Annotated in this window: 19 protein-coding genes; 7 read left to right on the top strand and 12 right to left on the bottom strand. The window is 69.9% G+C overall.

Going from position 1 to position 24,366, the window contains the following annotated elements:
* Positions 1 to 17: 17 nt before the first annotated feature.
* Complete coding sequence (locus AC1ROC_RS06400; RefSeq protein ID WP_492998945.1) at positions 18 to 1,622, bottom strand: serine hydrolase; 1,605 nt, start codon at positions 1,620 to 1,622, stop codon at positions 18 to 20.
* A 112-nt stretch (positions 1,623 to 1,734) separates the two neighbouring features.
* On the opposite strand from AC1ROC_RS06400, the gene AC1ROC_RS06395 reads away from it, so the two are divergent.
* Entirely contained in the window at positions 1,735 to 2,265 is a 531-nt protein-coding gene (locus AC1ROC_RS06395) for a cysteine hydrolase family protein (RefSeq protein WP_085370779.1), read from the top strand.
* Positions 2,266 to 2,360: 95 nt separating this feature from the next.
* Here the strand turns inward: AC1ROC_RS06395 and hpaD are convergent, their stop codons facing one another.
* The 6 genes from hpaD to hpaH all read right to left on the bottom strand — a co-directional run bounded on the left by hpaD (position 2,361) and on the right by hpaH (position 8,800).
* Positions 2,361 to 3,437 carry a 3,4-dihydroxyphenylacetate 2,3-dioxygenase gene (gene hpaD, locus AC1ROC_RS06390; RefSeq protein WP_492998842.1) on the bottom strand — a complete coding sequence of 359 codons (1,077 nt, stop codon included), beginning with the start codon at positions 3,435 to 3,437 and terminating at the stop codon, positions 2,361 to 2,363.
* Between the two features lie 47 nt (positions 3,438 to 3,484).
* The gene (gene hpaE, locus AC1ROC_RS06385) at positions 3,485 to 4,981 is read right to left on the bottom strand and encodes a 5-carboxymethyl-2-hydroxymuconate semialdehyde dehydrogenase (RefSeq protein ID WP_085370780.1); all 1,497 of its coding nucleotides are present in this window, start codon (positions 4,979 to 4,981) and stop codon (positions 3,485 to 3,487) included.
* 46 nt (positions 4,982 to 5,027) lie between these two features.
* Positions 5,028 to 5,723 (bottom strand): GntR family transcriptional regulator, encoded by a 696-nt coding sequence (locus AC1ROC_RS06380; protein WP_085370781.1) that lies wholly within the window; start codon positions 5,721 to 5,723, stop codon positions 5,028 to 5,030.
* Positions 5,705 to 7,147 carry a fumarylacetoacetate hydrolase family protein gene (locus AC1ROC_RS06375; RefSeq protein ID WP_492998839.1) on the bottom strand — a complete coding sequence of 481 codons (1,443 nt, stop codon included), beginning with the start codon at positions 7,145 to 7,147 and terminating at the stop codon, positions 5,705 to 5,707. Before AC1ROC_RS06375 ends, AC1ROC_RS06380 begins: the two co-directional genes overlap by 19 nt.
* 73 nt (positions 7,148 to 7,220) lie before the next feature.
* Positions 7,221 to 8,030, bottom strand: a complete 810-nt coding sequence (locus AC1ROC_RS06370) for an HpcH/HpaI aldolase family protein (protein WP_492998837.1) — start codon at positions 8,028 to 8,030, stop codon at positions 7,221 to 7,223.
* Positions 8,015 to 8,800 (bottom strand): 2-oxo-hept-4-ene-1,7-dioate hydratase, encoded by a 786-nt coding sequence (gene hpaH, locus AC1ROC_RS06365; RefSeq protein WP_434948096.1) that lies wholly within the window; start codon positions 8,798 to 8,800, stop codon positions 8,015 to 8,017. Before hpaH ends, AC1ROC_RS06370 begins: the two co-directional genes overlap by 16 nt.
* A gap of 294 nt (positions 8,801 to 9,094) precedes the next feature.
* On the opposite strand from hpaH, the gene AC1ROC_RS06360 reads away from it, so the two are divergent.
* The 5 genes from AC1ROC_RS06360 to AC1ROC_RS06340 all read left to right on the top strand — a co-directional run bounded on the left by AC1ROC_RS06360 (position 9,095) and on the right by AC1ROC_RS06340 (position 16,673).
* Positions 9,095 to 10,618 carry an ABC transporter substrate-binding protein gene (locus AC1ROC_RS06360; protein ID WP_085370785.1) on the top strand — a complete coding sequence of 508 codons (1,524 nt, stop codon included), beginning with the start codon at positions 9,095 to 9,097 and terminating at the stop codon, positions 10,616 to 10,618.
* A 94-nt stretch (positions 10,619 to 10,712) separates the two neighbouring features.
* Positions 10,713 to 11,654, top strand: a complete 942-nt coding sequence (locus AC1ROC_RS06355) for an ABC transporter permease (RefSeq protein ID WP_085370786.1) — start codon at positions 10,713 to 10,715, stop codon at positions 11,652 to 11,654.
* On the top strand, positions 11,651 to 13,489 hold the full coding sequence (locus tag AC1ROC_RS06350) for a dipeptide/oligopeptide/nickel ABC transporter permease/ATP-binding protein (protein ID WP_492998834.1): 1,839 nt from the start codon (positions 11,651 to 11,653) through the stop codon (positions 13,487 to 13,489). The genes AC1ROC_RS06355 and AC1ROC_RS06350 overlap by 4 nt, the downstream gene beginning before the upstream one ends.
* Positions 13,486 to 14,325, top strand: a complete 840-nt coding sequence (locus AC1ROC_RS06345) for an ATP-binding cassette domain-containing protein (RefSeq protein WP_492998832.1) — start codon at positions 13,486 to 13,488, stop codon at positions 14,323 to 14,325. The genes AC1ROC_RS06350 and AC1ROC_RS06345 overlap by 4 nt, the downstream gene beginning before the upstream one ends.
* Positions 14,322 to 16,673 carry an arylsulfatase gene (locus tag AC1ROC_RS06340; protein ID WP_492998830.1) on the top strand — a complete coding sequence of 784 codons (2,352 nt, stop codon included), beginning with the start codon at positions 14,322 to 14,324 and terminating at the stop codon, positions 16,671 to 16,673. The genes AC1ROC_RS06345 and AC1ROC_RS06340 overlap by 4 nt, the downstream gene beginning before the upstream one ends.
* A 60-nt stretch (positions 16,674 to 16,733) precedes the next feature.
* Here the strand turns inward: AC1ROC_RS06340 and AC1ROC_RS06335 are convergent, their stop codons facing one another.
* Positions 16,734 to 18,173, bottom strand: a complete 1,440-nt coding sequence (locus AC1ROC_RS06335) for an aldehyde dehydrogenase family protein (RefSeq protein WP_085370790.1) — start codon at positions 18,171 to 18,173, stop codon at positions 16,734 to 16,736.
* 254 nt (positions 18,174 to 18,427) lie between these two features.
* Between AC1ROC_RS06335 and AC1ROC_RS06330 the strand changes: the two genes are divergently transcribed.
* On the top strand, positions 18,428 to 19,954 hold the full coding sequence (locus tag AC1ROC_RS06330) for a GMC family oxidoreductase (RefSeq protein WP_492998943.1): 1,527 nt from the start codon (positions 18,428 to 18,430) through the stop codon (positions 19,952 to 19,954).
* On the opposite strand, the gene AC1ROC_RS06325 is transcribed toward AC1ROC_RS06330, so the two are convergent.
* Genes AC1ROC_RS06325 through AC1ROC_RS06310 form a run of 4 tightly spaced genes read right to left on the bottom strand, consistent with a single transcriptional unit; the run spans position 19,935 to position 24,319 of the window.
* Positions 19,935 to 21,182: a multidrug effflux MFS transporter gene (locus tag AC1ROC_RS06325; protein ID WP_492998827.1), complete on the bottom strand. Its 1,248-nt coding sequence runs from the start codon at positions 21,180 to 21,182 to the stop codon at positions 19,935 to 19,937. The genes AC1ROC_RS06330 and AC1ROC_RS06325 overlap by 20 nt on opposite strands.
* A 13-nt stretch (positions 21,183 to 21,195) precedes the next feature.
* On the bottom strand, positions 21,196 to 22,188 hold the full coding sequence (locus AC1ROC_RS06320) for an alpha/beta hydrolase (protein ID WP_492998825.1): 993 nt from the start codon (positions 22,186 to 22,188) through the stop codon (positions 21,196 to 21,198).
* A 43-nt stretch (positions 22,189 to 22,231) separates the two neighbouring features.
* Complete coding sequence (locus tag AC1ROC_RS06315; RefSeq protein WP_492998823.1) at positions 22,232 to 23,257, bottom strand: alpha/beta hydrolase; 1,026 nt, start codon at positions 23,255 to 23,257, stop codon at positions 22,232 to 22,234.
* Between the two features lie 54 nt (positions 23,258 to 23,311).
* Positions 23,312 to 24,319 carry an aldo/keto reductase gene (locus AC1ROC_RS06310; RefSeq protein ID WP_492998821.1) on the bottom strand — a complete coding sequence of 336 codons (1,008 nt, stop codon included), beginning with the start codon at positions 24,317 to 24,319 and terminating at the stop codon, positions 23,312 to 23,314.
* Positions 24,320 to 24,366 lie beyond the last annotated feature (47 nt).

Below are 24,366 nucleotides of genomic sequence, written 5' to 3'. Positions count from 1 at the left end.
GCCGCTCGCGCATCCGGTCAGCGGGTGAAGGTGCCGACCTTCTCCGTGTTGTAGTACTCGAACACGAACGAGGCGCTGCGACCGTCCGACGGCGGGGAGAACGTGATCGCGGAGAGCGAGCCGGGCGGCGCGTTCTCGCTGTCGAGCGGCGTGACGAACTCGTCTCCCGTCCAGTGCTTCAGCGTGTACACGGTGTTCTTCGGGCCGAGCGTGATGGTGAGCGTGCCGCCGGTGGCCGCGACCGTCGCCGGGCCGGTGTACGGGTTCTGGTACGTGCCGACGAACGAGCTGAGCGGTGCGGACGGGACGGGAGAGGTGGGAGGCGACTGGCCGACCAGGGTGCCGACGGGTTCGTCCATGTGGGCGAAGGCGTTGCTGTACAGTTTCGCCCAGTCGGTGCGCGGCGCGCCGTACTGCACGAGGTCGAGGAACTGCATCGCCAGCGTCTCCGCCGTGCCGTTGGCCGCCGCGTTCACCAGGACGACGATGCCGAGGTCGGCGGAGGGGAGCGTGACGAACGTGGTCCCCGCGCCGAGCTGGAACGCGCCGGAGTGGCTCACCGTGGTGCGGCCGGAGGCGGCGACGCCGACGTTGAAGCCGTAGCCGTACTGGCCGGGGCGGGTCTCGGCGTTGGCGACCGGGCCCGTGATGATCTGCGGGGAGATGGCGGGCAGCAGCGCTTTGCCGTCGACGATCTCGTGGCCGCCGTACCGTCCGTCGTCGATGACCATCGCCATCCACTTGGTGAGGTCGGTGACGGAGGAGCTGACACCGCCGGCCGGGGACTGCGCATCCGGCTCGCGCTGGTACTTGGCCTCGTACTGGCCGTCGACCAGCACGTGCGGCACCGCGCGGTCGGTCCTCGCGGTGTAGTCGGAGAAGCGCGAGCTGGTGGCCGTCATCCCGAGCGGTCCGTAGAGGTCGCGCTGCGAGAGCGTCTCCCAGTCGGTGCCTGCGGCATCGGCGACGGACTGAGCGGCGGCGGTGATGCCGAAGTTGGTGTACGTCCACTGGGCGCGGAACGGTTCGAGCGGAAGGTAGCGCAGGCGCGAGAGCACCTCTGCGCGGTCGTAGCCGAGCTCTTCGAGGTCGTCGCCGGCGTGGTCGGGGAGGCCGGAGCGGTGCGCGTAGAAGTCCGCGATGGTGGCGTGCGTCGTGACGTACGGGTCCGCGAGCGCGAACGACGGGAGGTTGGCCGTCACCGGGGTGTTCCAGGCGACGGTGCCCTTGCCGACCTCGTCGGCGATGACCGTGGCGCCGATGGGCTTCGACAGCGACGCGAGCTGGAACACCGTGTCCGCGTCGACGGCGCCCGGCTTGCCGACCTCGCGGACGCCGAAGCCCTTCGCGAAGACGGTCCTGCCCTGATAGGTGACGCCGACGGCGATGCCGGGCACGCCGGTCTGCGTCAGGATCGACGACGCGAGCGCGGGGAGCCTGTCGATCGCGGCGGTGACGGCACCCTGCGCGATGGGCACACCGGCGTCCGCTCCCGGATCCGTGCTCAGGCCGGCCGGGGCCGCCGGCGTGTGCGCCGCGTCTCCGCCCCCGCCGCTCGCCGTGCACCCCACCAGGGTGACCACCGCCACCGCGGCACCGATCAGAGCACCCGCCCGTCGCATCCTCACGATCCGCACTCTAGCGGTCAGGCGGGGGTCGGGCCCAGTGTTTTTCGTTGGGATTCCGGGGGCGGGTGTCGGTGCCGTGCGGCAAGATGAAGGGGTGCGCTCATCTGTGAACCCCACCGTCCTCATCGTCATCGACCTGCAGCGGGGGGTGCTCGCGGAGTGCTTCGACGCAGAGGGCGTCGTCAGCCGCACGGCCGCACTGGTCGATCGGGCGAGGGACGAGCGGGTGCCGATCATCTGGGTGCAGGACGAGCACGACTTCCCGCAGGACAGTGAAGGCTGGGGACTCGCGGAGGGGCTCACCAGGGCGCTCGGGGAGCCGCTCGTGCGCAAGTCGTACCGCGACGCGTTCGCGGACACCGGGCTCGACGAGCTGCTCGAAGGCTTCGACGTGACCCACATCGTGGTTGCCGGCGCACAGTCCGACTACTGCATCAGGACCACGACGCAGGCCGCCGCCGTCCGCGGCTACGACGTGACGCTGGTGGGCGACGCCCACACCACGACGGACGCGGAGTGGGACGGCGAGCAGCTGACGGCCCAGCAGATCATCGCGCACACCAACAGGTACTTCTCCGGGCTGCGCTACCCCGATCAGACCTTCGCCGTCGTTCCGGCGGCCGACGTCGCGTTCTGACCCCCGAAAACATCGAGTCCGAACTTGTTCACGCCCGACACCGGCGTGTCGCGTGAACAAGTTCGGACTCGATTGTTTGGGGAGGGGGCTCGCGGCTAGAGGGTGGCTCCGAGCTTGAAGCCTTGGGTCTCCTCGCCCTTGCGGGTGTACGAGAAGCCGTCGGCCCCGATGGTGACGTCCATCTCGGAGTCGTCGGTGCGGGAGGTGAGCGGCTGGGGGTTGCCGTCGAGGTCGAGCACCAGGGAGGCGTCGGTGTACCAGGACGGGACGACGGGGTTGCCCCACCAGTCGCGGCGCTGGTTGTCGTGCACGTCCCAGGTGACGACGGGGTTGTCCGGGTCGCCGGTGTAGTAGTCCTGGGTGTAGATCTCGACACGGTGGCCGTCCGGGTCGCGCAGGTAGAGGTAGAACGCGTTGGAGACGCCGTGGCGGCCGGGGCCGCGCTCGATCGCGTCGCTGCGGCGGAGGGCGCCGAGCTTGTCGCAGATGGCGATGATGTTGTGCTTCTCGTGCGTGGCGAACGCGACGTGGTGCATCCGGGGGCCGTCGCCGCCCGTCATCGCGGTGTCGTGCACGGTGGGCTTGCGGCGCATCCACGCGGCGTAGGTGGTGCCCGCCTCGTCCTGGATGTCCTCCGTGACGCGGAAGCCGAGGTCCTCCATGTACTTGACGGCGCGGGGCACGTCGGGGGTCACCTGGTTGAAGTGGTCGAGACGGACCAGCGCGCCGGGGGTGTAGAGGTCGTACCGCCAGGCGAGGCGCTCGACGTGCTGCACGTCGTAGAAGAACTCGTACGGGAAGCCGAGCGGGTCTTCGACACGGACGGAGTCGCCGACGCCCTTCGTGAATCCGGAGGCGTTGCGCTCGACGCGGCAGCCCAGCTCGGTGTAGAACTCGACGGCGCGGTCCAGGTCTTCCGGGGTGCGCACCCGGTACGCGAACGCCGCGACGGCGGCGACAGGTCCCTTGCGGAGCACCAGGTTGTGGTGGATGAACTCCTCGAAGCTGCGCAGGTAGACCGCGTTCTCGTCCTCCTCGGTCACGACCAGGTCGAGCACGTCGACGTAGAAGTCGCGGCTGGCCTGCAGGTCGGTGACGACGAGCTCCATGTACGCGCAACGCACGACGTCCGGCGGCGTCGCCTTCGGGGTGGGGATGGCGGTGGTGGTCATGGGGTGAATCGCTTTCTCTTCGTTGAGGGGGGAGTAAGGGGTGAAGGTCAGTTGGCGCCGAAGCGTGCGGTGTGCACCGGGCCGAGGGTGATGTGCACGGCCTGCTGGTCGGTGTAGAAGTCGATCGAGCGGTAGCCGCCCTCGTGACCGAGCCCGGACGCCTTGACGCCGCCGAACGGGGTGCGCAGGTCGCGGACGTTGTGCGAGTTGAGCCACACCATCCCGGCCTCGACGTTCTGGGCGAAGGTGTGCGCGCGCTTCAGGTCGCTGGTCCAGATGTATGCGGCGAGGCCGTAGCGGACGCCGTTGGCGAGCTCGAGGGCCTCCTCGTCGGAGTCGAACGGCGTGATGGCGACGACGGGGCCGAAGATCTCCTCCTGGAAGATCCGCGCATCCGGTGCGACATCGGCGAACACGGTGGGCGCCACATAATTGCCGTGGTCGATGCCCTCCGGACGGCCGCCTCCGGCGAGGAGCCGGCCCTCCTGCTTGCCCAGCTCGACGTAGCTCATCACCTTGTCGTAGTGCTCGGGGTGCACGAGCGCGCCCACCTCGGTCTTCGGGTCGTGCGGGTCTCCGACGACGATGTTCTTGGCGCGGGCGGCGTAGCGGGCGCAGAAGTCGTCGTAGACGCTGCGCTCGACCAGGATGCGGCTGCCCGCCGTGCAGCGCTCGCCGTTCAGCGAGAACACGCCGAACAGGGTGGAGTCGATCGCGGCGTCCAGGTCGGCGTCGGCGAAGACGACGGCCGGTGACTTTCCGCCGAGCTCCATCGACAGGCCTTTAAGAAAGGGAGCGGCGTTGCCGAAGATCAGCTGGCCGGTGCGGCTCTCACCCGTGAACGAGATGAGCGGGACATCCGGATGCTTCACCAGCGCGTCTCCCGCCTCCTCTCCGAGGCCGTTGACGAGGTTGAACACGCCGTCCGGCACCCCGGCGTCGCGGAAGATCTGCGCCCACAGGCTGGCGGAGAGCGGTGTGAACTCCGCGGGCTTGAGCACGACCGTGCAGCCGGAGGCGAGCGCGGGGGCGAGCTTCCAGCTCTCCAGCATGAACGGGGTGTTCCACGGCGTGATGAGGCCGGCGACGCCGATCGGCTTGCGGTTGACGTAGTTGAGCTGCGAGCCGGGCACCTTGAACGCGTCGTCGGCCTGGGCGACGATCAGGTCGGCGAAGAACCGGAAGTTCTCCGCAGCGCGCTGCGCCTGGCCGAGCGCCTGGGTGATCGGGAGGCCGGTGTCGAAGGTCTCCAGCTCGGCGAGGCGTGCATCCTGGGCTTCGACGGCGTCGGCGACGCGGTTCAGGATGCGAGCCCGCTCGCGCGGCTTCATCCGCGGCCACGGGCCTTCCTTGAAGGCGCGGGTGGCGGCGGCGACGGCGAGGTCGATGTCCTCCTTCTGGCCGGCCGCGGCGGTGACGTACGTCTCGTTCGACACAGGGTCGAGCACGTCGAACGTCGCGCCGGAAACGCTGTCGACGAAGGCGCCGTCGATGAAGTGCTGGATGCTGTCTGGCAGATTCTCCGGAATGTAGTGCTGCGTCATGGGCGCACGCCTCCTTCGGCGGTCGGTGAATTGATGTGTTGTGGTCTCAGTGCTGCGGGTGCTTGTGCTCGTCCTGATAGGCGTGGAACGCATCCAGGGTCGCGAGTCGGTGGCGGCGGGCGGCCAGCTCGATGTCGAGAGGCTCGGCCCCCCGCTCGATGAGCTTCAGGATCTGCTCGTGCTCCTCGACGGATTCGCGGGCACGGCCGGGAACGAAGCTGAAGGTGGAGTCGCGCAGCACCTTCAGCCGGTTCCAGCCGCGGTGCACCAGATCCAGGATGTGCGGGTTCGGGCACTCCTCGAACAGGACGGAGTGGAACTCCAGGTTCAGCTCCGTGAACCGGTGCGGGATGAAGTCGTCGAGGCACGCGATCATCTCGCGGTTGATCGACCGGGCCCTGTGCAGGTGGTCGCCGTTCAGCAGGGGAGCGGACATCTGGGTCGCTGCGCCCTCGACCAGGGCGAGCGTCTCCATCGTGTACGTGTACTCGGTGTCGTGCAGCAGGGCGACCTGGGCGCCGACGTTCTTCTCGAACGTCACCAGCCCTTCCGCCTCCAGCCGGCGGATCGCCTCGCGGACGGGCACGACGCTGATGCCGAGCTCCCCGGCGATCTGGCCGAGCACGAGCCGGAATCCGGACACGTACCTGCCGTCGTCGATGCGCTCCCTGATCCAGTCGTATGCGAGTTGGGATTTGCTCGGCGTCGCCGTCTTCGCGGTTCCTACTGCTGTGTCAGCCACACGCGGTACCTGTCCTTCCATTCGGCGTTCATCGGGAACAGACCGTCGATCGTCGCGCCGGCAGCGACCTGCTCGGCGATGAACTCCTCTTCGCGCTCCTGTTCGAGCGCGTCGGCCACGACCTCCTCGACCAGGGCGGTCGGGATGACGAGCAGGCCGTCGGCGTCGCCGACGATCACGTCGCCCGGCTGCACGGCCGCGCCGCCGCAGGCGACGGTGATGTCCGCATCCCACGGCACGTGCTTGCGGCCGAGGACGGCCGGGTGACCGCCCGCGTGGTAGGTGGGGATGTCGAGCGCGGCGACGATCGCGAGGTCGCGCACGCCTCCGTCCGTGACGATGCCCGCAGCGCCGGCGACCTGCGCCCGCAGGGCGAGCACGTCGCCGACGGTGCCGCTGCCGCGCTCGCCGCGGGCCTCGATGACGAGCACGTCGCCGGGGCCGAGGGCGTCGAAGGCGCGCTTCTGGGCGTTGTATCCGCCTCCGTGCGCTGCGAAGAGGTCTTCGCGGTTCGGCAGGTAGCGGAGCGTCTTGGCGCGGCCGACCAGCTTGGTGTCCGGCCGGGTGGAGTTGAGGCCGTCGATCGAGACGTTGTTCAGGCCGCGCTTCCGCAGCTGGGAGCTGAGGGTGGCGGTGGAGACGGAGAGCAGCTGGGCGCGCACGGTGTCGGTCAACTCGAATCCGGGAGCCGCGGGGGCGGGAGGAGTGCCCCAGGCCTCCGACCGCTGGAAGTCGTCCACGGCGGGCTTGGTGCCGAAGTCGCCGAACGGGACGGTGCCCTCGGTGATGCGGGTGGCGAGGCGGCCGGTGCTCGGCGCATCCGGAGCCGTCGGCGCGTCGACCTCGACCTCGACCAGGTCGCCCGGCTGCGTGACGGACGAGCCTGCCGGGGTGCCGGTGAGGATGATGTCTCCCGGCTCCAGGGTGAGCAGCTGGGAGAGGTCGGCGACGAGCTGGCCGAACGGGAAGAGCAGGTCGTCCGTCGTCCCTTCCTGCACCAGTTCGCCGTTCAGCCAGGTGCGCACGCGGAGGGTGTCGGGGGAGACGGCGTCCGCCGGGATGATGCGGGGGCCGATGGGCGTGAAGCCGTCGCCGCCCTTGGAGCGGACGTTGGAGCCCTTGTCCGCCGCGCGCAGGTCGTAGACGCCGAAGTCGTTCGCCGCGGTGACGCCGGAGACGGCCGCCCAGCCGTCCTCGGGGGAGACCCGGCGGGTCGGGCGGCCGATGATGAGCGCGATCTCGCCCTCGAAGGCGAGGAGCTCGGTTCCCGCCGGGCGTTCCAGCTCGGAGCCGGAGGCGGCGATGGAGGAGGCCGGCTTGAGGAAGTAGGACGGGGTGGCGGGTGTGCGACCTCGCTGCGCGGCACGCGAACGGTAGTTCAGGTGCACGGCGATGATCTTGCCGGGGAGGCTGATGTCGCTCACGGGGTGGTTCTCCTCGTCATCGGGGACTGTATCTGAGATTGTATACGATCCGTGAGGCGTGCGCCAGCGCGCATCAGTAGCTCGCGGGCGCGACATCGGAACCGCCGCCGATGAAGCGATCGGCCAGCGCCTCGGAGGCGCGCGCCAGCAGGGCGACATCGGCGCCGACCAGCACCCAGCGCGCACCGGCGGCGAGATAGCGGTCGGCGGCGACCGGGTCGAACGCGTTCACACCGACCGGCTTGCCCGCCGCCGTGCCTGCCGCGATGGCCGTCTCGACCGCGGCGACGACGTCGGGATGCGTCTGCTGGCCGAGGAGTCCCATCGACGCCGCGAGATCGGCCGGACCGACCAGGAGGCCGTCGACGCCGTCGACCGCTGCGATCTCGTCGACGTTCGCCAGCCCATCCACCGTCTCGATCTGCACGTACAGGGAGACGAGGCCGTCGGCGCGGGAGAGGTAGTCGTCGATCCTGCTCCACCGGGCGGAGCGGGCGAGGGCGCTGCCGACGCCGCGGACCCCGGCCGGCGGGTAGCGGACGGCGGCGACCATCTCGGCAGCCTGCTCCGCGCTGTTCACCATCGGGATGAGCAGGTTCTGCGCCCCGAGGTCGAGCAGCTGCTTGACGATCACCGTGTCGCCGATCGGCGCGCGCACCAGCGGCGTCACCGGATACGCGGCAATGGCCTGCAATTGCGCGAGGATCGACTCGAGCCAGACGGGGGAGTGCTCCCCGTCGATGAGCACGATGTCCAGCCCGGCCCCCGCGCAGATCTCGGCGACGAGCGCGCTGCCGGAGCACGACCAGATGCCGAACTGGGGACGGGGTGCTGTGCGCAGCCGGTCGGCGAGCGTCGGCGTTGGTTCTAGGCGAATCGGCATGTGATGGCTCCCAGGGTTCCGTAGTCTGCGTGGACGGTGTCGCCGCGTTCCACCCACATCGGGCGGGTGAACGAGCCGGCGAGGACGATCTCGCCGGCTTCGAGGGTGGTGCCGTGTGCCGCGAGCTTGTTCGCGAGCCACGCGACGCCGGAGGCCGGGTGGTTGAGGACGGCGGCGGCGACGCCGGACTCCTCGATGGTCTCGTTGCGGTAGAGGAGGGCGGACACCCAGCGCAGGTCGACAGCATCCACGGCCACGGGGCGGCCGCCGACGACCATGCCGCCCATCGCAGCGTTGTCCGAGATGGTGTCGACGATCGTGCGCCCTGCCATCTCGATGCGGGAGCTGAGGATCTCGAGCGCGGGGACGACGTACTTCGTCGCGTCGAGAACGTCGTAGAGCGTGCAATCCGGGCCGGTGAGGCTCTCGCCGAGCACGAACGCCAGCTCGACCTCGATGCGCACGTTGGAGTACGCGTCGAACGGGATGACGGAACCGGTCTCGAAGACCATGTCGTCGAAGATGACGCCGTAGTCGGGCTCGGTGATCCCGGTCGCCTGCTGCATCACCTTGGAGGTGAGGCCGATCTTGTGGCCGACCAGTCTGCGTCCAGCGGCGATGCCGCGTTCCTTCCAGACGTTCTGGACCGCGTACGAGTCCTCGACGGTCATCTCCGGATGGCGGGCGGTGAGCAGCGGCACGGTGCTGCGGTCGCGTTCTGCGGCCGCCAGTTCGTCCGCGATCGAGTGGATGGTCGAGTCTTCGAGCACCGGATGGTCCCTTCGTCGTCGGAGGTTCTGGCCGCCGGGGCAGCCTCGGGTGAATCGTATATCATCCCGTACATCTTGGCGATTTCGCGGAGCGGCCGAGTCGTGGAAAGCTCGTCTCACCCCGTTTTTCTCCACAGGTTGTTTTTCTTGTCAACAACTGTAGAATTACCGCCACGACACAGCGATGTGTAGCCAACCTCGGTTGACGACCGGATCAGTAACTGCTGTGTCGTACGCCTGCGCAGCGTTCGATTGATGTTTTAGCTCCTGCCTTGCCAACCGAGAGAAGAAGACATGAAGAAAGCAATGATCGCGGTGGCCGTCGCCGCCGTGACCGCGCTTGCGTTGACCGCATGCGGCTCAGGGGGAAGCGACACCAAGGCCACGACCGGCGCATCCGGTGGCCCGCTCAACATCGGGAACTTCGCCGATGTGACCAGCTGGGATCCGTCGCTCGCCGATATCGGCTTCGATGGCCCGTACCTGTCGGCGGTCTACGACCCGCTGGTCAGCGTCGACGGCGACGGCAAGCCCACACCGGCCCTCGCCACCTCCTGGAAGGTCTCCGACGACTTCCTGAAGGTCACCATGACCCTCCGCACCGGCGTGAAGTTCAGCGACGGAGAGGCCTTCGACGCGGCAGCAGCGGTGAAGAGCCTCGACTACCTCAAGAAGGGCGCGCGCTCCGGCGAGGCGTACGAGAACGTCGCGAAGTTCGTGGCCGTCGACGACAAGACCCTGGAGATCGACCTCACCAAGCGCGACGACACCCTGCTCTACTTCATGGGCATCGGCCGCAGCTGGATGATGGCGCCCAAGGCCATCGCGGCCGGCACGCTCGCGAAGACCCCGGAGGGCTCCGGCCCGTACACGCTCGAGACCTCGAGCGTCGCCGGATCCGAGTACCACTTCAAGAAGGTCGCGAACCACTGGGACGCGAAGCAGTTCCCGTTCGACCCGCTGGCGATCTACCCGATCCAGGATGCGACGGCCCGCGACAACGCGATGGCCTCCGGTCAGATCAACGTGAACTACGCCGACGATACGGCTCTCAAGCAGGCCAAGGAGAACAACTGGAACGTCGCGGCCAAGGTCTCCGGCTGGGTCGGTCTGCAGTTCACCGACCGTGCGGGGGAGAAGTTCAAGCCCCTCGGCAACGAGAAGGTGCGCCAGGCGCTGAACTACGCGTTCGACGGTGCGAGCATCCTGAAGTCGGTCGGCAGCGGAGCAGGAGCGGTGTCCAACCAGGTGTTCCCCGACGGCACGCCGGGCAACGTGAAGAGCCTGAACAGCGAGTACAAGTTCTCCATCGCCAAGGCCAAGTCGCTTCTCGCCGACGCCGGATACGCCGACGGGTTCGACCTGCACATGCCGATGTCCCAGGTCTTCCAGGTCTGGCAGCCGGTCGTCGACCAGACCTTCGGCCAGCTCGGCATCACAGTCACCTGGGACGACATGCAGTACATGGACTACCAGAAGAACGCGCCGACCTACCCGATGTTCGTCTCCTTCCTCGCGATGGACTCGAACCCGGTCGCGACGGTGCAGCGCATGATCAACCTGCCGCAGTGGTTCAACCCGACCCCGCAGGTCGAGAAGTTCCCGGATGTGCAGGCACAGGTCGAGAAGGTCCTCTCCGCCGACCCGAGCAAGCAGACCGCCGAGATCGAGAAGCTGAACACGCTCGTGACCGGCAAGGCGTGGTTCGACGTCTGGTACCAGGCGAACAACAGCTACGTCTCCACCTCGAACATCTCGATCACCCCGGTGACCGGCATGATGTTCCCCACCCTGCGCCAGATCACCGCCAAGGGCTGACGCACCCCAGGCGGGCCGCGGGAGAGCGCGGCCCGCCATCCCGTTTCATCCCACTTCCCGCTCCACTCCCTCCCCGTCTCCGACAGGACAAGACATGATCAGATTCACGGTCAAGAGGCTCGTCTCCGGCGTGATCCTCCTGCTCGTCGTGGCGACAGGCACGTTCTTCCTCGCCCACGCCGCCATCGGCGATCCGACGGCGGGGCTCCTCGGCTCGTCGGCGACGCCCGCGCAGCAGGCCGCGCTCGCTGCGAAGATCGGTACGGACCGCCCGCTCCTCGTGCAGTTCTGGGAGTGGGGCTCGCACGCGATCGTCGGCGACTTCGGAACGTCCTGGCGCAACTTCCAGCCCGTGAACGCGCAGATCGCGATCAAGCTCCCCGTCACCCTCTCCGTGGTGACGGCGGCCACCCTGCTGTCCGCCGTGTTCGGTGCCCTGTTCGGCGTGCTGGCCGGGCTCCGGCCCGGCTCCGTGCTGGACAAGGTGATCAAGGCGGCCTCGGTGATCCTGTTCGCGCTCCCCGGTTTCTGGGTGAGCCTCGTGCTGGTGATCTGGTTCGCGGTGAACCTGCACTGGTTCCCCGCCGTCGGCTACGTGCAGCCGTCGCAGAGCATCGACGGGTGGCTGCGCTCGATCACCCTGCCGTCCATCGCCCTCTCGCTCGGCGCCATCGTGATGATCGCCGAGCAGCTGCGCAACGCGATCATCTCCGCGAACAACCAGGACTACGTGCGCACCCTGCGCAGCCGCGGCCTGTCCCAGCGTCGCGTGGTCGTGCACCTGATCAGGAACGCGGCTCCGGCATCCCTCACCGTGCTCGCCCTGATGTTCGTCGGCCTCCTCGGCGGAGCCATCGTGGTGGAGCAGATCTTCTCCCTGCCGGGCATCGGAGCGCTCACCAGCGGTTCGTCGCAGAACGGCGACATCCCCATCCTGCTCGGCATCACCGTCGTCACGGTCATCTTCGTGGTGATCGTGAACTTCGTCCTCGACGTGGCGCTCGGCTGGATCAACCCGAAAGCGAGGGTGCAATGACGACTCCGACCGATGTGATCATCGACCCGCGCGCCGGTCGTCGCGGCTCGACGTTCGCCCGCTTCATCAAGCGCCCTGCCGGTGCGATCTCGTTCGCCGTGCTGGTGCTCGTGGTGCTCGTCGCGTTCTTCGCACCGCTGCTCTCGCCGCACGACCCCAACTTCGTCGACCTCGCGCTGACGAAGGCGCCGCCGAGCCCCGCGCATCCCCTGGGCGGGGACAGCGCGGGCCGGGATGTGCTGAGCCGCCTCATCTGGGGAACGCAGTCGACCCTGTGGGGCGCGTTCGTGACCATCGTGGTCGCGGTCGTCGTCGGCGTTCCCGCCGGCCTGGCCGCCGGATACTACGGACGCTTCTTCGACAGGGCGGCCACCTGGGTGAGCGACGCCCTGCAGGCGATCCCGGCCATGATCATCCTGCTGATCGTCGCGGCGGGGACGCGCAACGACTTCACCGTGCTGATGGCGACTCTCGGCGTCTTCATGGCGCCCGGCTACTTCCGGCTCACCCGCTCCACCGTGCTCGCGGTGCGCAACGAGCCGTACGTGGATGCCGCCAAGGTCTCCGGCCTCGGCAATGCCAGGATCATGGCGAAGCACATCGTCAAGGCGGTCTACGCCCCGGTCATCATCCAGACCGCGCTGACCGCCGGGATGGCGATGGGCATGCAGGCGGGCCTCCAGTTCCTCGGCATCGGCGGAGCGAAGACGCCCGGCTGGGGCGCGATGATGAACGAGGGCTTCCGCACGATGCTGACCACCCCTCTGCTGCTGCTCTGGCCGTCGCTGGCTCTCGGCATCACCATCGCGGCGCTGGCGGTGCTCGGCTCGACGCTCGCCGACGTGGTGAGCGTGCGCACTCCGATCGGGCGGCGCAGGAAGGCCTCGCGGCGCGCACGGCGTTCTGGTGCAGAGCCGGCGGTCGTCACCGCGTCGACGGGCTCCGTCGCCCACAAGTCCGTCGACTCCGCCGTGCAGCTGCAGAACCTGCGGGTGAACTACGTGACGCCGGACGGCGGGACCGTGGAGGTGGTGCACGGCATCACCCTCGATGTCGCCCCCGGCGAGGTGCTCGGCATCGTCGGCGAGTCCGGCTCCGGCAAGTCGCAGACGGTGTTCTCGATCCTCGACCTGCTGCCTGCCGGCGGCGAGTACACGGCCGACGCCCTCTGGATCGGCGGAGCCGACGTGACCAGGATGGCGCACGCCGACAGGCAGAAGCTGCTCGGCCACGAGGTGGGATACATCCCGCAGGAGCCGATGTCGAACCTCGACCCCTCGTACACGATCGGCTACCAGCTCACCGAGCCGCTGCGCTCGGTGCACAAGCTGTCGAAGGCGGACGCCGCAGCCCGGGCTCTGGCGATGCTCGACAGGGTCGGCATCGTCGACCCTGTCAGGGTGATGAAGTCGTACCCGCACCAGCTCTCCGGTGGAATGGCCCAGCGCGTGCTGATCGCCGGGGCCATCGCCGGGAAGCCGTCCGTGCTGGTCGCCGACGAGCCGACCACGGCGCTCGACGTGACCGTGCAGGCCGAGGTGCTCGAACTGCTGCGCGAACTGCAGCAGGAGTACCGGATGGCGCTCGTGATCGTGACCCACAACTTCGGCGTCGTCGCCGACATCTGCGACCGCGTCGTGGTGATGCGCGACGGCGGCATCGTGGAGGTCGGCACCGTGGAGCGCATCTTCTCGCGGCCGACGGACCCGTACACGGCCGAGCTGATCGCCGCCTCGCTCGACGGCGCGGCCAGCCGGTCGGAACTGGATGCGTCTCTCGCCGCATCCAGTGGGCCGACAGAACCCACCGAACCGCGGAAGGCGGTCCTCGCATGAACACGTCCGTGCCCAGCACCCCCTTGCTCAGCGCATCCAACGTCGTGGTCGACTACGGCACCCGGCGCGGGACGTTCCGCGCCCTGAAAGAGGTCTCCATCGATGTGGGCGCGGGAGAGTGCGTGGGCCTGGTGGGGGAGTCCGGCTCCGGCAAGTCCACCCTCGGCAAGGCGATCCTCGGCCTCGTGCCCGTCGCGAGCGGCAGCATCCGGTTCGACGGCGAGGACATCACCCGGCTGAAGGGCTCGAAGCGGCGGGCGCTCGCGTCGAGCATCCAGGTGGTCTTCCAGGACCCGTACGGCTCGCTCAACCCGGCCATGACCATCGGGGACATCCTCGCGGAGCCGCTGACGACGGCGGGCACCGGCCGGCGGGATGCGCGGGCGGCCGTCTCCGAGATGCTCGACAGGGTCAAGCTGCCGTCGACGGTGATCGACCGCTACCCGAAGGAGTTCTCCGGCGGGCAGCGGCAGCGCATCGCCATCGCCAGAGCACTGGTGCGCAAGCCGCGGCTGATCGTCTGCGACGAACCGGTGAGCGCGCTCGACCTCACCACCCAGGCGACCATCATCGACCTGTTCATCGAGCTGCAGCGCGACACCGGCGTCTCCTACCTGTTCGTCTCGCACGACCTCGGGGTGGTGCGCAGGATCTGCCACCGCGTCGCCGTGATGTACCGCGGCGAGATCGTCGAGACGGGCGACGGCGAGCAGGTCACGCGCGACCCGCAGCACCCGTACAGCAAGCGGCTGCTGATGGCGTCGCCGGTCGCGGACCCTGCCGGGCAGGCCGAGCGCAGGGCCGCGTGGCTGAAGCTGCGCGAGCAGGCGGCGTGAGCGGGGCGAGCGGGACCGGGGCAGGCGCGAACGGGGCGCCGGCGGACAGCAGGGGCTACGAGGGGTTCGACGGGTTCGTCGCCGAGGTGGCGAGCGCATCCATCCCGTCGTGGCCGCCGCGCGTCCGAGCGCGCGAGGGCGCGCCGAACGTGATCGTGGTGCTGCTCGACGACCTCGGGTTCAGCGACCTGTCGCCGTTCGGCAGCGAGATCGACACCCCGGCCGTGAAGCAGCTCGCCGAGTCCGGCTACCGGTTCACCAACTACCACTCGACGCCGGTGTGCTCCCCGGCGCGCGCCGCGCTGCTCACCGGGCTCAACCCGCACAGGGCGGGCTTCGCCTCCGTGGTGCACGCGGATCCGGGGTTCCCGGGCTACGTGATGGAGATCGCGGACGACGTTCCGACCATCGCGCAGTCGTTCCGCGCATCCGGGTACGCCACGTTCATGGTGGGCAAGTGGCACCTCACCACCGAGTCGAAGATGCACGACGGCGCAGACAAAGCCTCTTGGCCGCTGCAGCGCGGCTTCGACCGGTACTACGGCTCGATGGACGGCTTCACGACGCTGTTCCACCCGCACCGGCTGGTGAGCGACAACAGCCCGGTGACCGTCGACGAGTTCCCGGACGACTACTACCTCACGGACGACCTCACCGACCGCGCCGTCGGCATGATCCGCGGCCTGCGCGCCAACGACGCGGACAAGCCGTTCTTCCTCTATTTCGCGCATCACGCCGTGCACGGGCCGATCCAGGCGAAGGCGGCGGACATCGAGAAGTACCGCGGGGCGTACGAGCGCGGCTGGGACCACATCCGGTCGGAGCGGTTCGCCCGGCAGGTGCGGGACGGGCTGTTCCCGCCGCAGACGGTGCCTGCCCCGCGCAACGAGGAACCGCTCGCTCCCGTCACGGCGTGGGACGACCTCGGCGACGAGCAGCGCGCGCTGTTCGCCCGCTACATGGAGGTGTACGCGGCCGCCGTCGACAACGTCGACCAGAACCTCGCGAGACTCGTGGATGCGCTGCGCGAGAGCGGAGAGTACGAGAACACGATCATCGTGGTCGCCTCCGACAACGGGGGCACGGGCGAGGGAGGTACGGAGGGCACACGCAGCTACTTCAGCCAGTTCGTGCAGCTCGCCGGACTGCCCGCCGACTGGGAGCGCGACGTCGACCGCGACCCGTCGCTGATCGGCGGCCCCCGCGTGTTCGCGCACTACCCGGCCGGATGGGCGTACGCGTCGAACACCCCGTTCCGGCTCTACAAGGGGGCGACGTACGAGGGCGGCATCCGCGTCCCGCTCGTGGTCTCCTGGCCGGCCGGACTGCCGCGCGATGCTGGCGACGACGGCGTGCGCGACCAGTACACCTACGTGACCGATCTCGGGCAGACCCTGCTGTCGCTGGCGGGCGTCGAACCGCTCGCCTCGCGCGCCGGACTCCCGGCGAAAGAGGTGGACGGCGTCCCGTTCGACGCGGTGCTGCGGGATGCGGGCGCTCCGGCCACGCGCACGGAGCAGTACTCGGAGTTCGCCGGCAACCGCGCCTTCGTGAGCGGCCGGTGGAAGATCGTCACCGACCACCGCTGGACCGACGCGTTCACCGACGCGGAGTGGCGGCTGTACGACCTCGCGGACGACCCCACCGAACGCGTGGATCTGGCGGGGGAGCATCCGGAGCGGGTGGCCGAGCTGGCCGGGAAGTGGCGTGCGTCAGCGTGGAGCAACACGGTGTTCCCGCTCGGCGACGACGGCTCGCTGTTCACGCACCGGCCGTCGACCGAACTCGAGCTGGAACGGCCGGTCACGCTCTATCCCGGCACCCCGACGCTGGAGCGGTTCCGGGCGAGCAAGCTGACCAAGCTGCGCAGCTTCGACGTGGAGGTGCGCGCCGACCTGGCCTCGGGAGAGGGCACGCTGGTCGCGCACGGCGACCAGGGCGGCGGATACGCGCTGCAGGTCTCCGACGGGCGGCTGACGCTCGCGTACAACGAGTACGGCCGGATGCACAGGGTGACAGTGCCGGTCGCTGCGCTGGGTGGCCGGGACGTGACCCTGCGCTTCGAGGCCGTGCCGGGCATCCGGTGGCTGATCGGCGTGGAGGCGGGCGGCGAGAGGGTGGCGGAGCTCGGGCCGGTGCTTCAGCTGGTCGGGATGGCGCCGTTCACCGGCATCAGCGTCGGCGTGGACCGCGGCGGCCCGGTCGACTGGGACGTGTACGAGCAGCGGAGGTCGTTCCCGTTCAGCGGGGTGCTGCACGCGGTGCGGTATGTGCCAGGCGCGAAGGCGGAGGAGAACCCCGAGGTCATCGTCCCGATCGAACGGGAGCTCGCGCGCATCTACGAGTGACGGCGCACGACGAAACGGCCGCGACCCCCTCGGGAGATCGCGGCCGTTTGTGTTCGTCGCTCAGTAGTGCAGCCAGACCGACTTGGTCTCGGTGTACGCGTCGATCGCCCACGGGCCCATCTCGCGGCCCCAGCCGCTGGCCTTGTATCCGCCCCACGGCGCTGCCATGTCGGGGATGGACGGCATGTTCACGAACACCGCACCGGCCTTGATGCCGTTGGCGAGGCGCTGGGAGGTGGCGATGTCCTTGGTCCAGATGGTCGCGGCGAGGCCGTACTCGGTGTCGTTGGCGCGGGCGATGATCGCGTCGAGCTCGTCCTCGTCCTCGTAGCTCGTGATCGACAGGACAGGACCGAAGATCTCGTCGTGCATGATCGTCATCTCGTCGGTGACGCCGGCGAACACGGTCGGGGTGAAGAAGTAGCCGTCGCGGTCGGCGCGCGTGCCGCCGGTGACCAGTTCCGCCCCCTGCTGCCGCCCGATCTCGACCAGACGTTCCACGTGGCCGAGGTGCTTGGCGGAGACGAGCGGGCCGAGGTCGACGCCCTCGTCGAGGCCGTTGCCGAGGCGCAGACCGGCCACGCCGCCCGCGAGCTTCTCGACGAACTCCGCCTCGCGCTTCTTGTCGACGTAGAACCGCGTGTACGCGGCGCAGACCTGCCCGGAGTTCAGGATGCTGCCCGCGATGTTGCCGCCGACGGCCGCGTCGATGTCGGCGTCCGCCGCGATGATCGACGGCGCCTTGCCGCCGAGCTCCAGCGTGAGCCTCTTGAGGTTCGAGTCCGCGCTCGCCCGCGTGATGATGCGGCCGACGGCGGTGGAGCCGGTGTACGAGAGGTGGTCGACATCCATGTGTTCGCTGAGCATGGCGCCGATCGCGCCGTCGCCGGTGACCAGGTTCACCACACCGCTCGGGATGCCGGCCTCTGCGCACAGCTGCACCAGCCGGATGGTCGTGAGCGGCGTGACCTCGCTCGGCTTGATGACGACGGTGTTGCCGGTCGCGAGCGCGGGGGCGAGCTTCCAGGCGAGGATCATCAGCGGGAAGTTCCACGGGGTGACCAGCGCGTTGACGCCGACCGGCTCGCGCCGCGTGTAGTGCAGGGTGTCCGGGAACGACACCGGGTTCACCGTGCCCTGGATCTTCGTGACCCAGCCCGCGTAGTAGCGGAAGTGCTCGGCGGCGCCGGTCACGGACACCATCTTGGAGATGCCGAGCGGCTGCCCCTGATCGCGGGTCTCCAGCGCGGCGAGCTCGTCGTGGTGCTCGTCGATCAGGTCGGCGAGCCGGAACAGCAGCGCAGCACGCTGGACGGGCAGGAGCCCGGCCCACTCCGCCGTGCCGAGGGCGGCGCGCGCGGAGGCGACCGCCGCATCCACGTCGGCACGGGATGCGGTGCCGACCTCCTCGATGACCTGCTCGGTGGCGGGGTCGACGGTGGCGATGGCGCCGCCGGACGCCTCCGTCCACTCGCCGTCGATGAACAGTTTGGTGGCCACTTTCGTGCTCCTTTGCGTAGCCGGACGAGACGGGCGGACTCCGCTGACGGACGCCCACGCAAGCAGTATCCGTGCGGGAGTCGTGCGCTGTCTTGACCGGTGGGGCACGGCCGTTGTCTGCGAGCGAATGGTCGGAGGACGGCCGTTCCGCCGTGCGTGCGCGACGTGCGAACCTCGGGGGGACTCGAAGGGGAGGACCTGTGGCGGAGACAGTGGATGCGAAGGCGGCGGCGAGCGCGGCGGCGGATGCGGCAGTGGAGGTGCCGCGCAGCGTGATCGTCATCGGCGCCGGCTCTGCCGGTTCGGTGGTGGCCAGACGGCTGGCGGACGCCGGTGTGGCGGTGACCGTGCTGGAGGCGGGCGGCGAGGACACCAACCCCGCCATCCACGACCCGTCCAGGATGGGCGAGCTCTGGCACAGCGCGGACGACTGGGACTACTTCACGGTGCCGCAGGAGCACGCGGCCGGACGCAGGCTGCACCTGCCGCGCGGCAAGGTGCTCGGCGGCTCGCACTCGCTCAACGCGATGATCTGGGTGCGCTGCACCCCCGCGGACTTCGACCACTGGGCGTCGCTCGGCAACGACGGCTGGGCGTGGAGCGATGTGCTGCCCGTCTACCGCGCCATCGAGCGGCACTCCGGGGGAGCGTCCGCGCTGCACGGTGCAGACGGCCTGCTCGACGTGACGGACGACTACGCGCTCGACCCCATCCAGCAGTCCATCGTGGACGCCGCGGTGGAGGAGGGGCTCGAACACAATCCGGACTACAACGGCGACCACCTCGACGGGGTCTCCCAGCAGCAGATCACCGTGCGCGACGGCCACCGCCTGAACACCTACCTGGCCTACCTCAAACCGGTGCGCGACCGGGTGGATGTGCGCACCGGATGCTGGGTGCACCGTCTGCTCACCGAGCAGGGGGACGACGGCGTCCCGCGCGTGGTCGGCGTCGAGTTCGAGCAGGACGGCGAACTGCACCAGGTGCGCGCCGACGATGTGGTGCTGTGCGCCGGGGCGCTCGACTCTCCGCGCATCCTGTTGCGGTCGGGGATCGGCCCGGCGGACGAGCTGACGGCGGTCGGGATCCCGTCGCTCGTCGACCTGCCGGGGGTCGGCAAGAACCTGCACGACCACCTGCTCTCCCCGGTGATCTTCGCCACGGAGCGCGAGGTCGGCGCTCCACGCCCCGGCGTCTCGGTGACCCAGTCGCACCTGTTCTGGAAATCCGATCCCGAGCTGGAGGTGCCGGACACTCAGCCCATCCACTTCTCCGTCCCGATGTACCAGGACGGCATGACCGGCCCGGCCGACGGGTTCAGCCTGATGGCGGGCATCGTCTCCCCGAAGGCGCGCGGCAGCGTCACCCTGTCCGGTCCGGGCCCGCGCGACCCCCTGCTCATCGACCTGGATGCGCTCGGTCACCCGGACGACGTCGCCTCGCTCGTGGCGTCTGTGCGCCAGTGCCGCAGCATCGGCACGCGTCCGGCGCTCGCCGCCTGGGGCGCGACAGAGCTCTATCCCGGGCCGGAGGTGGGCGACGGGGACGACCTCGCCGACTACGTCCGCTCCACCGCCGTCACCTACCACCACCAGGTGGGGACGTGCGCGATGGGGGTGGATGCGCAGGCCGTGGTGAGCCCGCGGCTGCGCGTCCACGGCGTGCACGGGCTGCGGGTGGCGGACGCGTCGATCATGCCGCGGGTGACGACGGGGAACACCAACGCGCCCAGCGTACTGATCGGCGAGAAGGCCGCGGCGTTCATCCTCGCGGGGGAGTGAGCGGAGAAGGCGCGCGGCTGACCCGCATTCCGGCCAGGCGCGGAACGACGGCCCAGGCGAGCAGCCCGGCGACCGCGGCGGCGATGGCGATGGTGAGCGCCATCGCCAGCGCGGTCGAACCGCCGAGCGAGGCGAACGGCCCGACGATCGGCCCGACCGTGAACGTGACCGTGCCGAGCACGGCGGCGGCCGTCCCCGCCCGGGCGGAGTGGGAGCCGAGGGCGAGCGTCGTGCCGTTCGGGCCGCCGACACCCGACGAGAACAGGAACAGGGCCAGCGAGGACAGCACACCGGCCAGCCCCCAGCCGAGCAGCACCGACGCCAGCAGCAGGAGGGCGGCCGCCGCCGTCGCGAGCTGGCCGATCAGGTACATGCTGCCCGGTCCGACGCGGCGGACGAGCAGCCGGCTGACCTGGGCGCCGAGCAGGTTGGCGAGCGCGTTGATCGCGAAGAACAGGCTGAACAGCTGCGGGCTCAGGCCGAACTGGTCCTGCAGCACAAAGCTCGACATCGACAGGTAGGCGAAGAACGCCGCCCCTCCCGCCGCCGCCGCGATCACGATCACGACGAACAGCCGGTCCCGGAACAGTTCGCGCAGGTGGCCGCCGGTGGTCCGCAGCCCACCGCTGTGCCGCATCCCGGGCGGCAGCGACTCCTTCAGGCCGGTGAGCGCGATGACGAACAGGGCGAGGCCGATCCCGGTCAGCACCAGGAAGATCCCGCGCCAGTCCATGACGAGCGCGAGCGTTCCGCCGACGACCGGCGCCACGATCGGCGCGGACGCGCTGACCACCGCGAGCAGCGACAGCATCCGCGACAGGTCGACGCCGCTGTACATGTCGCGCGCGACCGCCATCGTGATCACCAGCCCGGCCGAGCCGGCGAGCCCCTGCAGCAGCCGGGCGACGAGCAGCACCTGGATGTTCGGCGCGAGCACACACGCCAGCGAGAGCAGCGTGAACAGCGCGACCCCGACCAGCAGCGGACGACGGCGGCCGTACCGGTCGCTGAGCGGACCGGCGACCAGCTGGCCGACGCCGAGCCCGACCATGCACACCGACATCGTCGCCTGGGCGAGCGCGTCGCTGGTACCGAGCGATGCGGCCAGCTGCGGCAGCTGAGGAAGATAGAGGTCCATCGACAGCGGACCGAACGCTTCGAGCAGGCCGAGCACCAGGATGCTGCGGCGCACGCTCATCACGGGAGCGACCGCGCTGGACGCTGTCACGGGCGTGACGCCGTCACGAGCGGGGCAGGCGCAGGGTGCGGCGCAGCCAGCTGTCCCTGGCGGCGATGGCGGCCTTCGACACGATGGCGTCCGGGGAGAAGCCGGAGAAGCCGTGGTACGCGCCGGACCAGACGTGCAGTTCGGCCTGGCCGCCCGCCGCCCAGATCCTGCCCGCGTATTCGATGGACTCGTCGCGGAACACCTCCGCGGCGCCGACCTCGATGTATGCGGGAGGCAGGCGGGACAGGTCGGTGGCGCGGGCAGGGGCGGCATACGGCGAGACGGCGTCGGTGAAGCGGTCGGAGCCGAGGATCGCATCCCAGGCCGTGTCGTTGTTGTTGCGGTCCCACGCGCCGATCCCGTCGTACTGCCTGGCGGAGACGGTCTCGTTGCGGTCGTCGAGCATCGGGCAGTTGAGGAGCTGCCCGGCCAGGCGCGGGCCGTTCCTGTCCCTCGCCATCAGCGCGACAGCCGCGGACAGGCCGCCTCCCGCGCTCGCCCCGGACACGAGGAGGCGCTCGGGATCGACGCCGAGGTCGGCGGCGTTCGCGGCCAGCCAGAGCAGCCCGGCGTAGCAGTCCTCTCCCGCCGCCGTCCCGGGATGTTCGGGCGACAGCCGGTACTCCACGGCCACGCCGACGGCGCCGTACTGCTCTGCGAGCTCGATCAGCTCTCCCGTGCCGAAGAAGCGGGTGCCGAGCACCTGCCCGCCGCCGTGGATGCTCAGCACGCCCGGCGCATCCGGAGCCTGCCGCACGGGACGCACGATGGTGATCTCGATGTCCGGAGCACCGGCAGGGCCGGGGATGACGGCGTTCTCCGCGGTGACGGCGCGCCCGGCGACCTGCTGCTCGATCGGCGGGATGATCGTGGCGAAGTGCGCGCGGTTGGCGAGGATCGTGTCCGCCCGCAACGGGATGCGCTCCACCAGGTCGAGGAACGCGGTGAGGCCGGGCACCAGGGCCGGGTCGTACGGCACCGGGTGGTGGGGCGATGCGAGCGTCATTGCTGTGCCTTTCGGTGGGGTGGGCTGGGCTGCCGGGGCCGGGTCAGAGGCCGAGGATGCGGCGCAGCCAGGAGAACCGCGCGGCGAGCGCAGCCCTGGTCAGCTCGCTGCCCGGTGCGTAGATGTCGAACCCGTGGAAGCCGCCCGACCAGACGTGCAGCTCCGCCTCGCCGCCAACTGCCCAGATCCGGGACGCGTATTCCACGTCCTCATCCCGGAACGGCTCGGCGGCGCCCACCTCCACGAAGGCGGGAGGGAGGCCGGAGAGGTCGCTGGCGCGGGTAGGGGCCGCGTATTCCGGCGCATCCGGGCTGTATGCCAGCTCGGCGCCGAGGACGCACTCCCAGGCGAGCAGGTTGGCCTCGCGCGTCCAGGTGCCGACACCGGAGTACTGGTGGCTCGACACGGTGGTGTTGGTGTTGTCGATCATCGGGCAGAGCAGCAGCTGGCCGGCGATGGCCGGTCCGCGACGGTCGCGGGCCATCAGCGAGACGGCGGCCGAGAACCCACCTCCCGCGCTGCCGCCCATCACCACGATCCTGTCCGGATCGACGCCCAGTTCGGCGGCGTGCTCCGCCAGCCAGGCGATCCCGGCGTAGCAGTCCTCCACCCCGGCGGGGAACGGATCCTCCGGCGCGAGCCGGTACTCCACGTTCACGGCGATCACGCCCAGCTCGGCGACCAACTCGACCAGCCGCGCGGTCTCCCAGCTGCGGTGGCCGACGATCATCCCGCCGCCGTGGATGTTGTACAGGGCTGGCAGCGCGGCGGCGGTCGCGTCGTGGCCGCGCGGGGTGAGGACGGTGATCTCCAGCTCCGGCGCACCGGCCGGCCCGGGGATGACGAGGTCGACGGCGTCGATCGGGAGGTCGCCGATGACCTCGGCGGCGCTCGGGAACAGGCCGGACGCTCCCTGCCTGCTCAGGTGCAGGGTGTCTCTGCTGAGCGGCGGCTGCGGGTTCTGCGCCAGCGCGTCGAGCACCGGGGCGATCTCCGGGTCGAACGGGACGCGGGGGATGGGGGTGGATGCGGCGGAGGTGGCGGTGCGGTCGTCTTCTGCGATGGTCATGGCTGCTCCTGGTGGTGTGGTGGTGTGGTCTCTCGACGCGATGCCGGGGCCCGGTCAGGGGCCTTCGGGGTCGACGACGCCCTTGTCCGCCCAGAACGGCTCCACACTGGCGCGCAGCTCCGCCGCGCCGACGCGCTCGACCAGGGCGACAGCATCCAGGTTCTGCTGCACCTGTTCGAGACGGCTCGCACCGAACAGCGTCGTCGTGGTGGCCGGGTGGGTGAGCGTGAAGGCGACGGCGAGCTGCGCCGGAGTCGTGCCGAGCTCGTCCGCGACGGCGGCGAACGCCGGAACATCGGCGACGATGCGCTCCCTGATGGATCCCGGATCGCGGCCAACCTCGCGGCCCGGCGTGACGTTCCCGGCGAGGATGCCGCCCTCCATCACGTCCGACGCCTGCATCGTCAGGCCGTCGGCGAACAGGCGCGCGAACGGTTCCCCATCCGGGATCGACCGGCGGGCGACGCTGTACTTGAGCTGCGCGATCTGCGGGCCGGCGACCCCCTCCGCCGCTGCGATGTCGCTCAGCCTCCGGATGTTCGCCGCAGACCAGTTGTTGACACCCCACGCCCTGATCAGCCCGGCGTCCGCCAGCGCAGCCAGGTCGACGACGAGGTCGCGCAGGTCGATGTCGTCCCGGCGGAGGTCGCCGAGGATCACCAGATCGGCGTACTCGCTGCCCACCCGGAACAGCGCGTGCTCCAGCTGCGGCCGGAAGCCGTCGTCGCCGAACCCCTCCAGCCACAGCTTCTCCGACAGCAGGTAGTCCTCGCGCGGGATGCGCGCCGCGCGGACGATCGCGGAGAACAGCACGTCCGTGAACACGGGCGGCTGCATCCCGCGGAACCCGTACACGCCCACGTCGAACAGGGTGATGCCGTGCTCGACGGCGAATGACACCATGTCGACGGCGTCGGCGAAATCCATCCTGTCGTAGGTGTGCCACGAGCCGAGGGAAAGCACGGATGCCTCGATGCCGGAGGTGCCGATCGGGCGGCGCGGGAGGGCGGTGGATGTGGTGGTGGGCGTGGTGCCGGGGGCTGCGGCGGGTGCCGTGGTCATGGCGTCTCCTTCGTCGTCGTGCTCGGGGTGCTGCTGCGCGCATCCAG

This window comes from Leifsonia sp. GW821-FHT13C05 (assembly GCF_058806515.1).
This window is presented reverse-complemented; position numbering and strand designations above follow the sequence as displayed.

What these genes read in the sequence shown, in the direction of transcription:
- AC1ROC_RS06355 (WP_085370786.1), top strand. Translation starts at nt 10,713, where the DNA reads ATGATCAGATTCACGGTCAAGAGGCTCGTCTCCGGCGTGATCCTCCTG.
- hpaD (WP_492998842.1), bottom strand. Translation starts at nt 3,437, where the DNA reads ATGACCACCACCGCCATCCCCACCCCGAAGGCGACGCCGCCGGACGTC.
- AC1ROC_RS06400 (WP_492998945.1), bottom strand. Translation starts at nt 1,622, where the DNA reads ATGCGACGGGCGGGTGCTCTGATCGGTGCCGCGGTGGCGGTGGTCACC.
- AC1ROC_RS06315 (WP_492998823.1), bottom strand. Translation starts at nt 23,257, where the DNA reads ATGACCATCGCAGAAGACGACCGCACCGCCACCTCCGCCGCATCCACC.
- AC1ROC_RS06310 (WP_492998821.1), bottom strand. Translation starts at nt 24,319, where the DNA reads ATGACCACGGCACCCGCCGCAGCCCCCGGCACCACGCCCACCACCACA.
- AC1ROC_RS06350 (WP_492998834.1), top strand. Translation starts at nt 11,651, where the DNA reads ATGACGACTCCGACCGATGTGATCATCGACCCGCGCGCCGGTCGTCGC.
- AC1ROC_RS06345 (WP_492998832.1), top strand. Translation starts at nt 13,486, where the DNA reads ATGAACACGTCCGTGCCCAGCACCCCCTTGCTCAGCGCATCCAACGTC.
- AC1ROC_RS06370 (WP_492998837.1), bottom strand. Translation starts at nt 8,030, where the DNA reads ATGCCGATTCGCCTAGAACCAACGCCGACGCTCGCCGACCGGCTGCGC.
- AC1ROC_RS06320 (WP_492998825.1), bottom strand. Translation starts at nt 22,188, where the DNA reads ATGACGCTCGCATCGCCCCACCACCCGGTGCCGTACGACCCGGCCCTG.
- AC1ROC_RS06360 (WP_085370785.1), top strand. Translation starts at nt 9,095, where the DNA reads ATGAAGAAAGCAATGATCGCGGTGGCCGTCGCCGCCGTGACCGCGCTT.
- hpaE (WP_085370780.1), bottom strand. Translation starts at nt 4,981, where the DNA reads ATGACGCAGCACTACATTCCGGAGAATCTGCCAGACAGCATCCAGCAC.